Here is a 13,457-nt window from a genome sequence, read left to right on the forward strand (position 1 = left end):
GACCCCGGCGCGAAACTGTGTCTGGACGGACGGATGAACGCGCCTGTGGATGTCGCGGCGGTGCTGAGGCGCAACCGGCGGCTCGGAGAACTCGACGCCGGACAGATGGCGGAGATGGTGACGCTGGGCCGCATGGCCCGTTTCGATGCCGACCAGATCATTTTCGACAAGGGTGATCCCGGCGACAGCCTGTTCGCCGTATTGAAGGGACAGATCGCCATCCGCACCTCCTCGGCGGATGGCAAAACCATGCTGCTGAACATCCTGGAAGCCGGCGATGTGCTGGGCGAGATCGGCCTGATCGACGGCCGGGAGCGGACGGCTGCTGCGGTCGCCCTGCGGTCGGTCGAGCTGTTCCGGATTGACCGCTCCGACTTCATCCCCTTCCTGGAGCGCCATCCGCGACTGTGCACCCGCATGATGATCGTCCTGTGCGACCGCCTGCGCTGGGTGTCGGAGAACATTGAGGACGCTGTGTTCCACGATGTTCCACGTCGGCTCGCCCGCCGGCTGCTGCTGCTGTCGGACAGTTACGGGCAGGATACTCCTGCCGGCCGACGGCTGACCCTGCCCCTGTCGCAGGAAGCACTGGCAAACATGCTAGGCGTCACCCGCGAAATGGTGAACAAGTGTCTTGGTGCGCTGCGCCGCACCGGCACAGTGACATATGCCAAAGGTTTTATCGTCATTAACGACCTGGCTTTACTCAAGGACATGGCCGGGGACCCCGAGCGGGCCCCCTAGGGGGAATCCTTACCTGCCTAAAGTTTTGTTCCCAAAACCGGTTGTGGTCGCGTTATAGTGTTCATGCGTTGGGGGCAATCGCACGGCCAGCACGAGGGCTTAAGAACATGTCGAGCGATGGGAACAGGAAATCTCGCATCGATCAATCTTTAGGTGTCGCCTCCCTAGCCTCCCGCACGCTGAGATTGTCTGGGCGTGATGTTTCGATCCGGCTGGAGCCATCCTATTGGGAAGGGCTGGAGGAGATCTGTCGGCGCGAAGACCTGACGGTGGACGAGTTGTGCGACGACGTCCGTGACCGCATGGAACAGCAGGCCCGCTGGTCATCCCGGTCCGGCGTCTCGCTGGCGAATGCCCTGCGCGTGTTCGTGGTCGGCTATTTCCGGCAGGCCGCGACCGAACGCGGTCATGCGCGCGCCGGCCATGGCCAGGGGCGTCCCTTCATCGCTACCCCCTTCGACACGATTCCAGTCACCAGCGACACCTGAGACCTGGGAAGCCGCCCCGGGGACCGACCTTTCGATCCGCCTCCGAAATGCGGCTACCCCCATCCTGGCAAGACCGCCTTACTGGGCGGTCCAGCCGCCATCCATGGTCAGAGCCGCGCCGCGCATATTGCCGGCGGCTTCGGAGCACAGGAACACCGCCAGTTCGCCCAGTTGTTCCGGCGTGACGAAGGACTTGGACGGCTGCTTCTCGCTCAGCAGCTCGCGTCCGGCCTCTTCCACCGACAGATTGCGCGCGGCGGCCAGTGCATCGATCTGCTTCTGCACCAGCGGAGTGAGCACCCAGCCCGGGCAGATGGCGTTGCAGGTGATATTGGTCTCCGCCAGTTCCAGCGCCGTCACCTTGGTCAGGCCGATCACGCCGTGCTTGGCGGCGACATAGGCCGACTTGTTGACCGACGCCACCAGACCATGGACCGAGGCGATGTTGATGACCCGGCCCCAGCCGCGCGCCTTCATGCCCGGCAGGGCGGCGCGGGTGCCGTGGAAGACGGCCGACAGATTGATGGCAATCACTGCGTCCCAGCGTTCAACCGGGAAGGCGTCAACCGGCGCCACATGCTGGATGCCGGCATTGTTGACCAGCACGTCCAACCGGCCATAAGCCGTCTCGGTGGCGGCGACCATCGCCTCGATTTCCTCGGGCTTCGACATGTCGGCGCCGTTATGAGCGACGCGCACGCCGAACTCCTTGGACAGCGACTGACACAGCTCGGCGATGTAGCCGGCATCGCCGAAGCCATTCAGCATCAGGTCGGCGCCCTGTCCTGCCAACTGCCGTGCGACCCCAAGGCCGATCCCGCTGGTGGACCCGGTGACGAGCGCAGCCTTCCCCTTCAGATTGGTCATTCTTCTTTATCCTTCGATCGGCATGGAACGGAGGCCCGGGGCAATGATCAGTTCGCACCCGGTGTTGGCGATCACCTGCTCCACCGTGACACCGGGGGCGGTTTCCTTCAAGACGAGCCCGGCATCGGTCGGCTCGATGACGGCGAGGTCGGTCACCACCAGATCGACGCGGCGGACCGAAGTCAGCGGCAGGGCGCAGCGCTCGACGATCTTCGCCTCGCCCTTGGCGCTGTGCTGCATGGCGACGATCACCCGGCGGGCACCGGTGACGAGGTCCATCGCTCCGCCCATGCCCGGCACCATCTTGCCCGGCACCATCCAGTTGGCGAGACGCCCCTCGCGGTCGATCTGCAGGCCGCCCAGCACGGTGACGTCCAGATGGCCGCCGCGGATCAGGCCGAAGGAGAAGGCGCTGTCGAAGGACGCCGCCCCTGGCAGGGCCGAGATGGGCGAGCCGCCGGCATCGGTAAGGTCATGGTTCTCCGCTCCGGTGATCGGGCCGGACATGCCGACGATGCCGTTCTCCGACTGGAAGAACACATGGCGTCCGGCAGGGACGTAGCGGGCGACCAGGGTCGGCAGGCCGATCCCCAGATTGACGAGGTCGCCGTCCATCAACTCCAGCGCGACGCGCTTGGCGATCAGGGTCTTTTCATCCATGGCTCTCTACTCCCCGATCAGCGCGGCGTTGCGGCGACGATGTAATCGACCAGCACCGACGGCGTCATCACCGCGTCGGGCGGGATGCAGCCGACAGGCAGGATGTCCTCGGCCTCGGCGATCACGGTGGCGCCGGCCATCGCCATCAGCGGGTTGAAGTTGCGAGCGGTCAGCGCGTAGGTCAGGTTGCCGTACAGATCGGCCTGCTTGGCGGCGACCAGCGCGAAATCGGCCTTGATCGGCATTTCCAGCAGATAGGTGACGCCGTCGATCTCGACCTTGCGCTTGCCCTCCTCCACCGTAGTGCCGACACCGGTGGGGGTCAGGACGCCACCCAGCCCGACGCCGCCGGCGCGGATGCGCTCGGCCAGCGTGCCCTGCGGCACCAGTTCCACCTCGATGTCGCCGGCGATCATCTGCTTCTGCGTTTCTGGGTTCAGCCCGATGTGGCTGGTGACGACGCGGCGCACCAGCTTTTCCACCACCAGCTTGCCCAGGCCGTTGTTGGGCCGGGCGGTGTCGTTGGCGATGATGGTCAGGTCGTGCTTGCCCTGGCGGATCAGTTCGTCCACCAGCCGGTTGGGGCCGCCGACAGCCATGAAGCCGCCGATCAGCAGGGAAGCGCCATCGGGAATACGCGCGACGGCGTCCTCCAGGGAAATGAGCTTGTTCTTCATGATCAGACGATCCCGGTCAGGTAATAGACGGCGATCACGAAGAAGACCGCCAGCGTCTTGATGCAGGTGACGGCAAAGATGTCGCCGTAGGACTGCCGGTGCGTCAGCCCAGTGACGCCCAGCAAGGTGATGACGGCGCCGTTGTGCGGCAAGGTGTCCATGCCGCCGCTGGCCATGGAGGCGACGCGGTGCAGAACCTCCATGGGGATGCCGGCGGCGTTGGCGGCGGTGATGAACTGGTCGGCCATGGCCGCCAACGCGATGCTCATGCCGCCCGACGCCGATCCGGTGATGCCGGCGAGCGCCGTGACGGTCACCGCCTCGTTCACCAGCGGGTTCGGGATGGCGGCCAGGGCGTCACGGATCACCAGGAAGCCCGGCAGCGCCGCAATGACCGCACCGAAGCCGTATTCCGACGCCGTGTTCATCGAGGCCAGCAGCGACCCGCCGATGGCAGCCTTGGTGCCCTCGGCGAAGCGTTGGGACACCGGCTTCCAGGCGAAGGCCAGCACCATCAGAATGCCGCAGAGCAGGGCCCCTTCCACCGCCCAGATACCGGCGACGGACGAGACCTGCGTCACCAGCGGCTTGGCGCCGGGGGTCAGCGCCACTTCGCTGGTGGCACCGTACACGCTGGGAATCGCCATGGTGAACAGCTTGTTCAGCACGCCGACGGCGACCAGCGGTGACAGCGCCAGGATCGGGTTGGGCAGCTTCTCCGACGCCACCGGCTCCGGCTCGTTGGTGTGACCGCTGCCATAGCCTTCGCCGCGCGCGATGGCCGAACGCACCCGCCATTCCAGATACAGCAGGCCCAGCACCAGAATGAAGACCGAGCCGATCAGGCCCAGCCAGGGGGCGGCATAGGCGTCGGTCTTGAAGAAGGTGGTGGGGATGATGTTCTGGATCTGCGGCGTGCCCGGCAGCGCGTCCATGGTGACGGTGAAGGCGCCGAGCGCGATCACGCCGGGGATCAGGCGCTTGGGGATGTCGCCCTGCCTGAACATCTCCGCCGCGAAGGGATAGACGGCGAAGACCACGACGAACAGCGACACGCCGCCGTAGGTCAGCAGCAGGCAGACCAGGACGATGGAGGTCACCGCACGCTCGCGCCCGACCAGCCTGATCACGGCCGAGACGATCGACTTGGAGAAGCCGGACAGTTCGATCACCTTGCCGAATACAGCGCCCAGCAGGAAGACCGGGAAGTACAGCTTCACGAAGCCGACCATCTTGTCCATGAACAGGCCGGTGAAGATCGGCGGCACGGCGGATGGATCGGTCAACAGCACAGCTCCCAACGCCGCCACCGGCGCGAAGAGGATGACGCTGAAGCCCCGGTAGGCGACCAGCATGAGGAACGCGAGCGCTCCCAGGCAGATCAGGAAACTCATTTGGACGGTGCTCCCTCGGTTATTCTTGTCGGAAGACCGACTTAACGGACGTCGGTTCCGGGCGGGACGGCTGGTTCAGCCGCCGTTGCCTGTCGTGATGAACCCGGCTACGGGTACATGCGTCAATATCAGCAAAGGTCATGCCACCGGGAACGGAGCCCGATCGTCGCAGGCGAAACCTTTGATGCCTCTGACTTTTTGCACTGCACACAAAAATGCTGACTGAAGGCTTGTCTCCTCTTCAAGACAAACCCCGAAACGCGAGTCTCAAATAAGAGACTTAATCTCGATTTGTGGACAGCCGGGCTGACGTGAAACGATCCCACAGGCGGGAGGTTGAGCGGATCATCGGAAACCCGCTTGACCTTCCAGCGGCTGGAAGGCGCAGCCTTTCGCAATCACGTCCACAACCGCACCGCCAGAGGAGAAGACCCATGCTGACGTTGAAGGTTTCTGGGATGACCTGCGGCCATTGTGCCCAGACCGTGACCAAGGCCGTGGAGGCGCTTCCCGCCGTGGAACGCGCCCTGGTCGACTTGAAGGCCGGTCAGGTCGCCATCGAAGGCAGCGCCGACGAATCCGTCATCCGCCAAGCCATCGAGGATGCCGGCTATGAGGTACAAGGCCGGGCGTAAAACGTCATCACAAAAAAGAAAATGGGCACCGGACCAGAGTGGCCGGCGCCCATTCTCGGCGGCGTTTTTCCCGGAAGGTTCTTTAAAGGTCTTTTATTTGGTCAAAATCAGCTTGTTGGCGCGGGTCACACGCAGGCGGTAGCTCTGCCCGGCGTGCTGGATCACGATCTCGCGGCTGCCCGACATCAGGCGGCCGGATTCGACCACCGGCAGGGATGCGGCGAAGGAGGCGGGAGCGGAGACGGCGCTGTCGTGCATGGCGTGTCTTTCTTGCTGAACGGACGTTGCGGTCGGCGATGTCCGGGCGTGAACCCTGAGCAGGACCCTACTCTAGCTCGCGGCTAATTGCAAGTCATTCTCATTCGCTTTTTGGGTTGCCGCCCTACCTGCGGGGATCAATCCCGAATCACGCGGCGGACCGTCCAGCGCAGGCCCACCACCAGCAGCTTGTTGTACTCGTTGATCAGCAGGTTGGCGGTGCCGGGCCACATCCACCAGTCGTCGAGGTGGACGGTGGGGGCGACGACGGGATAGGGAACCAGTTCCACGTCCGGCATCGCCATCGACAGCTCCAGCAGGCTGCGGCGCATGTGGTAGTTGGCGGTCACCAGCCGCAGCGACCGGAATCCCTGGTCGCGCATCCAGTCCGCCGTCTCATAGGCGTTGCCGATGGTGCTGTCGGCGGAATAGCCCAGCGTGATGCAGCATTCCATTTCGGTCGGGGAGCGGCGGGACAGCTTCAGCAGTTCCTGCACATCCACCCCGTCATAGACGCCGGAGACGAACAGTTTCTTCGCCCGTCCGGCGGCCAGCAGTTCCAGCCCGGTGCCCAGCCGGTGGCTGCCGCCGGTCAGCACGACGATGGCGTCGGTCGGCCGTTCGGCATCGGCGCCGCCGGGAGAGGAGCGCGGCACATCGGCCGCATACCAGAACAGCCCGGCCAGCCAGACCGCCGCCAGCACCAGCACGCCGGTCATCACATGCGCGATCGCCCGCGCCATCACTCCGCTGCTCCGCCGCCGGCTCATGTCGCAGTTGACCTCACGGCATGGACTCCAGCGTGCGCAGCACGGTCCAGCGCGCGGTGACCAGCGCCAGCAGGGCCAGCGCTCCCGGCACCAGCAGCAGGACCGCCCATTGCCAGGGCTGAAGAGCCAGATCGGGCAGCAGGCTGGCCCGCAGTCCCTGGGAGGCACGGTGCAGTCCATACATCGTGCCGCCGGCCAGCAGCAGCCCGATCCCGCCGCCGCGCAGGCTCCGGCCCACCACATGCCGTTCGAACTGGCGGGAGACATAGCGGTCGGTGGCGCCCATCAGGTGCAGCAGTTCCACCACCGGCCGGTGGATGGCAAGGCCGGTACGCACGGCGAAGACCACGGTCATCACCGCCGCCGCCCCGATCAACACCACCACGCCCAGCGCCGCCAGCCGGATCGCCCCAGCGAAGGAGCGCAGATCGGCCAGCCACACCGCGTGGTCGTCCAGCGTCGCCCCCGGTGCGGCGGAGGTCAGGCGCAGGCGCAGGGCGGCGACATCGACCGGACCGCCAGCGACGACATCGATCAGCCGCGGCATCGGCAGCAGCGGGTCCGTCGCGCCGGCTCCCAGCCAGGGCTCCAGCAGCCGGGCGATCTCGCCGCCGCCCAGCAGGGTGGCCGAACGGATTCCGGGGAAGGAACGCAGGACGGTCAGCGCCGCCTCCGCCCGCTCGTCCAGCGGCGCGACGGGGGCGCCCGGCATCGGCGCCACCTGCACGGTCAGCCCGCCGGCCAGCCCGCTGTCCCAGCGTTGCGCCATGTCCGACACCAGCATGGCGCCGGCCAGCGCCAGCGCCGCCAGGAATGCCATCAGCGCGGTGATCCAGCCGAGAAAGCGCGAGGAAGGATCGACCGCCAGCGGCAGGTCGGAACGGGGCCGCATGGGACGAAGCGCCATGCCGCTACTCCCCCCGTGAGTCGATGGGGCCGGGGTCATTGGCCCGCGCGTCCTTCGCACGGGCTTCATGAACGCGGCCGCGCGCCGGCAGCACCATCAGCCGGCCATTGTCGAGATGCAGGCGCGGATGGTCGAAACGGCGGATCAGCGCCTCGTTGTGGGTGGCGATCACCACGGTGGTCCCCAGCTTGTAGAGTTCCTCGAACAGGTAAAGCAGCCGCATGCCGATGCCGTCGTCGACGTTGCCGGTCGGCTCGTCGGCCAGCAGCAGCCGCGGCCGGTTGATCACCGACCGCGCGATGGCAACCCGCTGCTTCTGCCCGCCCGACAGGGTCGAGGGCGTGGCATGCAGGTGGTTGCCCAGCCCGACCCAGCGCAGGATCTCGCTGCAATGGGCGACCACGTCGGTCTCCGGCGTGCCGGCCATGCGCAGCGGCAGCGCCACATTGTCCAGCGCCGACAGATGGTCGAGCAGCGCGAAGTCCTGGAACACCACGCCGATCTGGCGGCGCAGCTCCGGCAATTCGCGGCGGGTCACCAGCGCCATGTCGCGGCCGAACAGGGTGACCAGCCCGCGCGAGGGCCGGTGGGCCAGATACATCAGCTTCAGCAGCGACGATTTGCCCGCCCCGCTGGCGCCGGTCAGGAAGTGGAAGGAGCCCGGCTGAAGGGTAAAGCTGATGTCCCGCAGCACCTCCGCCTCGGTGCCGTAGCGCAGGCCGACATTCTCGAAACGGATCACGGTTCCACCACGGCTGGCCAACCCTTAGCACCCCACCCCTCCACGCCGGGGACAATGCACCCGGCCGGGGGCGGAGTCCACCCTGCCCCGCAAACGGCACCCTCTCCCTCCTGTCCTCTCTCCGGCCGCGCGGAATACTTGAGAAGTCGGCGAAGACCTGACAAGTTGCCGGCCATGATCTGGATCCGGTCCCTTGCCTTCAACATCGCGTTCCACCTCTGGACCGCGCTGATGTGCTTCGCCCTGCTGTGGATGCTGCTGCTGCCGCGTCCGCAGATGGTCGGGGTGGTGAAATGGTATCTGCGCAGCGTCGGCTGGCTGGAGCGCACGCTCGTCGGCATCCGCTACGAGGTGCGCGGACGCGAGAACCTGCCCGACGGTCCCTTCCTGCTGGCGGCCAAGCACCAGTCGGCTTGGGAGACGATGAAGCTCCACCTGCTGGTGAAGGACCCCGCGATCATCCTGAAGCGCGAGCTGATGTGGATCCCGATCTGGGGCTGGTACGCCGCCAAGGCGAAGATGATCCCGGTCGACCGCGGAGCCGGCGGGGCGGCGATCAAGTCGCTGATCCGCAACTCCCGCCCGGTGCGGGACGAAGGCCGGCCCATCGTGATCTTCCCCCAGGGCACCCGCGTGGCTCCGGGCACCTACCGGCCCTACCGGATCGGCGTCGGCGTGCTCTATGAAAGCCTCGGCATTCCGATCGTGCCGATGGCGCTGAATGCCGGCCTCTACTGGCCGCGCCACAGCTTCCTGAAGCGTCCCGGCACGGTGGTGGTGGAGTTCCTGCCGCCGATCCTGCCCGGACAGCCGCGCGCCGAGGCGATGCGCGACCTGGAGGAGCGGCTGGAGGCGGCCAGCGACCGCCTCGTCACCGCCGCCGGCGGTCCGCCCACCCTGCGCCCGTCGCAGCCGGAACCGGCGGCAGACAAGCGGACGGCGCCCGCCGTCTCCTGAATTAAGCGCCGGCCGCGACTTAGTCCCTTGAGCGCAGCCGCTTATCTGCCTACCCTCGCGCAACAATCGCCGGAAGGGCCGGTTGAACCGGCTCCCGATGACGTGCGAGAGGAAGATGACGCAGACCGCGAAGCCCCGAAGGCCCACCCGGTGTCAGGATCGCTGGACGGAGCGATGGCGCGCCGCAGCCGTCGCCCTTCTGATGACGGTGCAGCCGCTGGCGGTCCCCGTCGGCACCGTCCTGACCGCTCCCGCGGCACCCGCCCCGCTCGCCATCGCCGCAATCGCATCCACGGCGGCAGCGGCCATCACGCTGACGCCGCAGGAAGCCGAGGCCCGCGCCGGGTCCAGCAGCCGGTCGTCGGGCGGCTATTCGCGGCCGTCGCGCACCCCGTCCGTCGGCAGCAGCAGCGGGGGCAGCAGTGGCGGATACTCCCGCCCCTCCACCTCGCGCACGCCGTCCACAGGATCGTCATCGACCGGAAGCGGCGGCTGGTTCTCCGGCGGGTCTTCGAGTTCGAGCGGCGGCTATGCCCGGCCGGGCAACAGCGCCCCGTCGGTCGCCGCACCACCGGCGTCGGCCGGTGACAAGGCCTTCAGCCAGCAGGGCTCGGCCGACGCGCTGAACCGCTACCGCACCAAGCAGGAGGCCGACCGCACCCCGCCGGCCCAGCCCGGCGCGCCGCCGCCCACCGCCTCCACCCAGGGCGGCACCGGCGGGTCCAGCAGTTCGAGCGGTTCCGGCTGGAGCTGGGGCTGGGGCGGCTCGTCCTACCGCACGCCGTCGACGCGGCCGGCACCGGCCAACCCCTATGGCGGCTACGGCTGGAGCCCGCCGCCCTACAGCTACAGCGCCCCGCGCCGCTTCGGCATCTGGGACGGGCTGTTCCTGTGGTTCATGCTCGACACGCTGACGCGGCCGGGCCATGCCGCCTTCTTCCACAACAACGCCGACGACCCCGGCTATCGCGAGTGGCGGCAGGAGGCCGACCGGCTGGCCCGCGACAATGCGGAGCTGCGCGGCAAGCTGGACCAGCTCGACCAGTCGATGGCTTCCCAGTCGGGCGCCCCGCGTCAGGCCGGGCAGCTGCCGCCCGACGTGCCGGCGGAGCTGGCCCGCGCCGACTCGGCCAGTTCGGTCGACAGCGCCAACGCCGCGCAGGCTTCCCGCGGGTCGGGGCACGGCTTCTGGTGGTGGGGCCTGCTGCTGCTGGGAGCGGCGGTGCTGTTCCTGCTGTGGCGGGCGCGGCGCCGGATGGATGCGCCAGCCAAATCCGGGCCGACAGCCAACGGCCCCGTTGCTAAGGAGGGATCGGACGTGCCCCTGTTCGGAACGCTCGGCAATTACGTGAACCAGAAGCTCAGCGGCAAGGCCTACAGCCCGTCGCTGTTCCGGCTGGGCATGACCGTCACCATCGACCCCACCCCCTTCCTGCTGGCGGAGAGCGCCACCAAGGTCAAGGCGCCGGACACCGGCACCGACCGGCTGGTGTCGATCGAGGCGGTCGGCACCGTCACCTCCGGCCCGGCCACCGTCTACCGCCTGCATCTGCCGGGGGGCGGCTTCTTCCAGATCCATCTCGGCCCGGACGGGCAGCCGGACGAGTGCCGCTACTTCACCCCGATCGACAGCGTCACCCCGGCCGACGAGGGCGAGTGGGGCTTCTGGCTGGACGATGCCGAGGGGATGATCGGCTGGCCGGAGTTCCAGACCAAGGACGGCAAGCTCTATCCCCGCGTCTGGCAGCCGGGCGCCAGCCGCATCCAGCCCTTCACCCTCAGCGAGACGCGCCAGACCCTGCGCGGGACCGAGACGGTGACCAGCCAGTCGATGCTGTACGGCGCCCCCACCGGCGCCGCATCGCCGGCACCCACCACCGAATATATCCTGGTGGAGGCGGTGGAGCGGTCCGGCCGCGCCTCGGTCGAGATCGCCGCCGGCATCGACGTCAATCCCGCCTCCCTCTCCCTGTCCTAACCTCCACACGACAAGAGTGCCGGCCCCATGGAAAGCACCTTCGGTTCCATCCTGACCGCGCTCGGCACCGGCCTTCCGGTGCTGCTGGTCCAGCTCGCCGTCACGCTGGCGCTGCTGGCGGTCGGCGTCGCCGTCTACACCCGCATCACCCCCTTCGACGAGCGCCGGCTGGTGGCGGAAGGCAATGCCGCCGGCGGCCTGACGCTGGCGGGATCCATCGTGGCGCTCGCCATTCCGCTGGCGGCGACGCTGGCGACCAGCACCTTTGTGCTGGATATCCTGTTGTGGGGTGTGGTGGCGCTGATCCTCCAGCTGGTCGCCTTCGCCGTGGCGACCCTGCTGATCCGCGACCTGCGCGGCCAGATCGAATCGGGCAACGTCGCGTCGGCCACGGCGCTGGTCGGCGTCCAGCTGGGGGTGGCGGTGATCAACGCCGCCGCCATGGCGGGATAACGGGGGCCGGACAAGTCGCCCCCAAGAGGTAAGGATGGAGGGGTCTGGTTCCCGGATCGCCCCCACCCCATCTGTGCAGGCGAAGCGTCCGCGGTCTTTCGGGTCGGGGCGCCTCCAACAACCCTCCTTCGACAGGAATCAGCCATGCTTGCCTTCATCCGCAACCTTATGGGTGTCAAGACCGACCAGGCCGTCCAGGGCGCCATGGAGGCGCTGGTCCGCTGGGATCCGAAGTCCGCGACCGAGGCGGAGCTGCGGACCATGGAGCAGCATCTCGACGGGCTGGGCCGGCAGGTGGCGGAAGCCCGCGCCATCCATGACCGCGAACAGCGCGAGGCCGACGAGATCAAGGCCCTGTCGGCCCAGCGCATGGCCGCCGCCGAGCATCTCCAGCGCCAGATCGACGCCGAGACCGACCCGGCCCGCAAGGCCGGCCTGGAAAAGAGCCTGGAGACCATCGTCGCCATGCTGGAGGAGATGGCCCCCGAGATCGAGCGCGAGGTCCGCGATGCGGTCGAGGCGCGCGAGTTCCTGGAGATGCTGGAGAAGAACTATGCCGACGCCGGCGCCAAGCTGAAGGCCGCCCGCGCCGAGCTGACCCGCGCCCAGCGCGACATGGGCCGCGCCGACCAGCAGCGCGCCATGGCGGAGCGTCAGGCCGAAGCCGCCCGTCAGGCCGCCGGCCTTGCCGGGGCCACCAGCGGCCTGACCGTCGCGCTGAAGGCGATGCAGGACACGGCCGCCAAGGATCTGGCCGCGGCGGAGGCCGCCAACGCCAAGGCCAAGCTGCTGCGCCCGTCGGCCCCGGAAAAGGAAGACCCCAACATCGCCGCGGCGCTGGCCGCCGCGTCGGGCAAGACGGCGCCGACCAGCCTGTCCGACCGTCTGGCGGCGCTGAAGGCCAAGCAGGGCTGAGTGTTGGGGGGATCGGCGGGGGAGGACTCCGCCGATCCTTACCTCCTGGGGGGATGGAACAGCGTGGAACAGTTTCCGGCGGCTGTTCCATTCTGCCTTACCGCTTGCCGAAGGCGCCCTTCCCGCCCTGCCGTTCCAGCGCCGAGCCGAGATTGGGATAGGGATCGTCGGGGTTGAAGGTAAAGGGGTAAACACCCTTCGGCCCCGTCGCTTCCGGGCGGGCGAGGATGGCGGCGACGGCGCGCGGGTTGGGCGGGGTGCGTTCGCGGAAGGCGCCGGGGATGCTGTCATCGTCGAGTTCTGGGACGACTTCGGCGGACGGGTCTTCCGACGGCTGCGGAGAAACGGAGTCGGCCGGCTGCCGGGTTTGCGGCTGTTGCGCCGGTCGTTGAGCCGGGTGAACGCCTAGCCCGTCGAGAAGGCCGAGCCGTTCGGCCAGCCAGCGCACGGTCGACGGATCGCCGGAGGAGACCAGCCGTTCGATCTGTTCGACGACCAGACTGCGCAGAGAGGACAGGCGCAGGTCGGCCTCGCGGTTCAGCGCCTGCCTTTCCCACCAGACCCTGTGACGAAAATCCTTCGAGCCGTAATAGGCGCGCCACAGGGTGGTGCGGCTGCATCCCATGGCGCGGGCGACATAGAGGAAGCTGCTGCCGCGCGCCAGCATGCCGGCGGCCATGATCCACTGCTCCTCATGGAACTGCGATCCGGGGACCAGCGAGCCTTCCGACGGCACCGGCGGCTCTTCGGCCCAGAGGGGGAAGTAGTCGTTCTGGAAGGTACGGCTGTCGAGGGGCATGGCGTGGCTCCGCAAGGGGATGGGACGGGGTGCGGAGAGGATATAGGAATTTTATCACTTTATAGGGATTTTGTGCAAAACCCGTGGGGATCAATGGCTTGATGCCGTTGCCCTGCCTGGATATGGGGTGACGGCACGGAAGTGCTTAGATTGTCCGGGATGTAAACACACGGTCAGAACATGTGCTTCTACGCCCTGTAATGCCGGTTTGTC

The 13,457-nt window shown here is 67.6% G+C and carries 16 protein-coding genes; 7 read left to right on the forward strand and 9 right to left on the reverse strand.

The genetic code is table 11. The annotated features are described in order from the left end of the window. Positions 1–45 precede the first annotated feature (45 nt). Both J2848_RS11865 and J2848_RS11870 read left to right on the forward strand, forming a co-directional pair. On the forward strand, positions 46–744 hold the full coding sequence (locus tag J2848_RS11865) for a Crp/Fnr family transcriptional regulator (protein ID WP_211103092.1): 699 nt from the start codon (positions 46–48) through the stop codon (positions 742–744). Positions 745–851: 107 nt separating this feature from the next. Next, positions 852–1,232, forward strand: coding sequence for a ribbon-helix-helix domain-containing protein (locus J2848_RS11870; protein WP_149231200.1), 381 nt, complete (start codon positions 852–854; stop codon positions 1,230–1,232). 78 nt (positions 1,233–1,310) lie between these two features. Here the strand turns inward: J2848_RS11870 and J2848_RS11875 are convergent, their stop codons facing one another. From J2848_RS11875 to J2848_RS11890, 4 genes are read right to left on the reverse strand one after another with little or no spacing between them, the layout of a single operon-like run. Continuing rightward, on the reverse strand, positions 1,311–2,099 hold the full coding sequence (locus J2848_RS11875) for a 3-hydroxybutyrate dehydrogenase (protein WP_149231201.1): 789 nt from the start codon (positions 2,097–2,099) through the stop codon (positions 1,311–1,313). Between the two features lie 6 nt (positions 2,100–2,105). Beyond that, positions 2,106–2,759 carry a 3-oxoacid CoA-transferase subunit B gene (locus J2848_RS11880; protein ID WP_149231202.1) on the reverse strand — a complete coding sequence of 218 codons (654 nt, stop codon included), beginning with the start codon at positions 2,757–2,759 and terminating at the stop codon, positions 2,106–2,108. 17 nt (positions 2,760–2,776) lie between these two features. Then, positions 2,777–3,436: a CoA transferase subunit A gene (locus tag J2848_RS11885; protein ID WP_149231203.1), complete on the reverse strand. Its 660-nt coding sequence runs from the start codon at positions 3,434–3,436 to the stop codon at positions 2,777–2,779. A 2-nt stretch (positions 3,437–3,438) separates the two neighbouring features. Beyond that, positions 3,439–4,830, reverse strand: a complete 1,392-nt coding sequence (locus J2848_RS11890; protein WP_149231204.1) for a GntP family permease — start codon at positions 4,828–4,830, stop codon at positions 3,439–3,441. A gap of 434 nt (positions 4,831–5,264) precedes the next feature. Here J2848_RS11890 and J2848_RS11895 point away from each other — a divergent pair, with 434 nt between their 5' ends. Continuing rightward, positions 5,265–5,465, forward strand: coding sequence for a heavy-metal-associated domain-containing protein (locus J2848_RS11895; RefSeq protein WP_149231205.1), 201 nt, complete (start codon positions 5,265–5,267; stop codon positions 5,463–5,465). Between the two features lie 93 nt (positions 5,466–5,558). Here J2848_RS11895 and hemP read toward each other — a convergent pair whose 3' ends face one another. The 4 genes from hemP to ftsE all read right to left on the reverse strand — a co-directional run bounded on the left by hemP (position 5,559) and on the right by ftsE (position 8,142). Continuing rightward, positions 5,559–5,723: a hemin uptake protein HemP gene (hemP, locus tag J2848_RS11900; RefSeq protein ID WP_149231206.1), complete on the reverse strand. Its 165-nt coding sequence runs from the start codon at positions 5,721–5,723 to the stop codon at positions 5,559–5,561. A gap of 137 nt (positions 5,724–5,860) precedes the next feature. Further along, positions 5,861–6,466 carry a YdcF family protein gene (locus J2848_RS11905; protein ID WP_246193823.1) on the reverse strand — a complete coding sequence of 202 codons (606 nt, stop codon included), beginning with the start codon at positions 6,464–6,466 and terminating at the stop codon, positions 5,861–5,863. Positions 6,467–6,506: 40 nt separating this feature from the next. Continuing rightward, complete coding sequence (locus J2848_RS11910) at positions 6,507–7,400, reverse strand: cell division protein FtsX (protein ID WP_149231208.1); 894 nt, start codon at positions 7,398–7,400, stop codon at positions 6,507–6,509. A 4-nt stretch (positions 7,401–7,404) separates the two neighbouring features. Then, complete coding sequence (ftsE, locus tag J2848_RS11915; protein ID WP_149231209.1) at positions 7,405–8,142, reverse strand: cell division ATP-binding protein FtsE; 738 nt, start codon at positions 8,140–8,142, stop codon at positions 7,405–7,407. A 174-nt stretch (positions 8,143–8,316) separates the two neighbouring features. Here ftsE and J2848_RS11920 point away from each other — a divergent pair, with 174 nt between their 5' ends. From J2848_RS11920 to J2848_RS11935, 4 genes are all read left to right on the forward strand, one after another. Beyond that, positions 8,317–9,099, forward strand: coding sequence for a lysophospholipid acyltransferase family protein (locus tag J2848_RS11920; protein ID WP_149231210.1), 783 nt, complete (start codon positions 8,317–8,319; stop codon positions 9,097–9,099). A 115-nt stretch (positions 9,100–9,214) separates the two neighbouring features. Beyond that, positions 9,215–11,077, forward strand: a complete 1,863-nt coding sequence (locus tag J2848_RS11925) for a DUF2491 family protein (RefSeq protein WP_246193824.1) — start codon at positions 9,215–9,217, stop codon at positions 11,075–11,077. A 27-nt stretch (positions 11,078–11,104) separates the two neighbouring features. After that, positions 11,105–11,530, forward strand: a complete 426-nt coding sequence (locus tag J2848_RS11930) for a DUF350 domain-containing protein (RefSeq protein WP_149231212.1) — start codon at positions 11,105–11,107, stop codon at positions 11,528–11,530. Positions 11,531–11,674: 144 nt separating this feature from the next. After that, entirely contained in the window at positions 11,675–12,445 is a 771-nt protein-coding gene (locus tag J2848_RS11935; protein ID WP_149231213.1) for a hypothetical protein, read from the forward strand. A 97-nt stretch (positions 12,446–12,542) separates the two neighbouring features. On the opposite strand, the gene J2848_RS11940 is transcribed toward J2848_RS11935, so the two are convergent. Beyond that, positions 12,543–13,244: a hypothetical protein gene (locus J2848_RS11940; RefSeq protein ID WP_149231214.1), complete on the reverse strand. Its 702-nt coding sequence runs from the start codon at positions 13,242–13,244 to the stop codon at positions 12,543–12,545. Between the last annotated feature and the right edge of the window lie 213 nt (positions 13,245–13,457).

This window comes from Azospirillum lipoferum, assembly GCF_024170005.1.
Lineage (GTDB): Bacteria > Pseudomonadota > Alphaproteobacteria > Azospirillales > Azospirillaceae > Azospirillum > Azospirillum lipoferum.

Coding starts and splice junctions, on each gene's coding strand:
- J2848_RS11870 (WP_149231200.1), top strand. CDS start 852: ATGTCGAGCGATGGGAACAGGAAATCTCGCATCGATCAATCTTTAGGT.
- J2848_RS11875 (WP_149231201.1), bottom strand. CDS start 2,099: ATGACCAATCTGAAGGGGAAGGCTGCGCTCGTCACCGGGTCCACCAGC.
- J2848_RS11880 (WP_149231202.1), bottom strand. CDS start 2,759: ATGGATGAAAAGACCCTGATCGCCAAGCGCGTCGCGCTGGAGTTGATG.
- J2848_RS11885 (WP_149231203.1), bottom strand. CDS start 3,436: ATGAAGAACAAGCTCATTTCCCTGGAGGACGCCGTCGCGCGTATTCCC.
- J2848_RS11890 (WP_149231204.1), bottom strand. CDS start 4,830: ATGAGTTTCCTGATCTGCCTGGGAGCGCTCGCGTTCCTCATGCTGGTC.
- J2848_RS11895 (WP_149231205.1), top strand. CDS start 5,265: ATGCTGACGTTGAAGGTTTCTGGGATGACCTGCGGCCATTGTGCCCAG.
- hemP (WP_149231206.1), bottom strand. CDS start 5,723: ATGCACGACAGCGCCGTCTCCGCTCCCGCCTCCTTCGCCGCATCCCTG.
- J2848_RS11905 (WP_246193823.1), bottom strand. CDS start 6,466: ATGGCGCGGGCGATCGCGCATGTGATGACCGGCGTGCTGGTGCTGGCG.
- J2848_RS11910 (WP_149231208.1), bottom strand. CDS start 7,400: ATGGCGCTTCGTCCCATGCGGCCCCGTTCCGACCTGCCGCTGGCGGTC.
- J2848_RS11920 (WP_149231210.1), top strand. CDS start 8,317: ATGATCTGGATCCGGTCCCTTGCCTTCAACATCGCGTTCCACCTCTGG.
- J2848_RS11925 (WP_246193824.1), top strand. CDS start 9,215: ATGACGCAGACCGCGAAGCCCCGAAGGCCCACCCGGTGTCAGGATCGC.
- J2848_RS11930 (WP_149231212.1), top strand. CDS start 11,105: ATGGAAAGCACCTTCGGTTCCATCCTGACCGCGCTCGGCACCGGCCTT.
- J2848_RS11935 (WP_149231213.1), top strand. CDS start 11,675: ATGCTTGCCTTCATCCGCAACCTTATGGGTGTCAAGACCGACCAGGCC.
- J2848_RS11940 (WP_149231214.1), bottom strand. CDS start 13,244: ATGCCCCTCGACAGCCGTACCTTCCAGAACGACTACTTCCCCCTCTGG.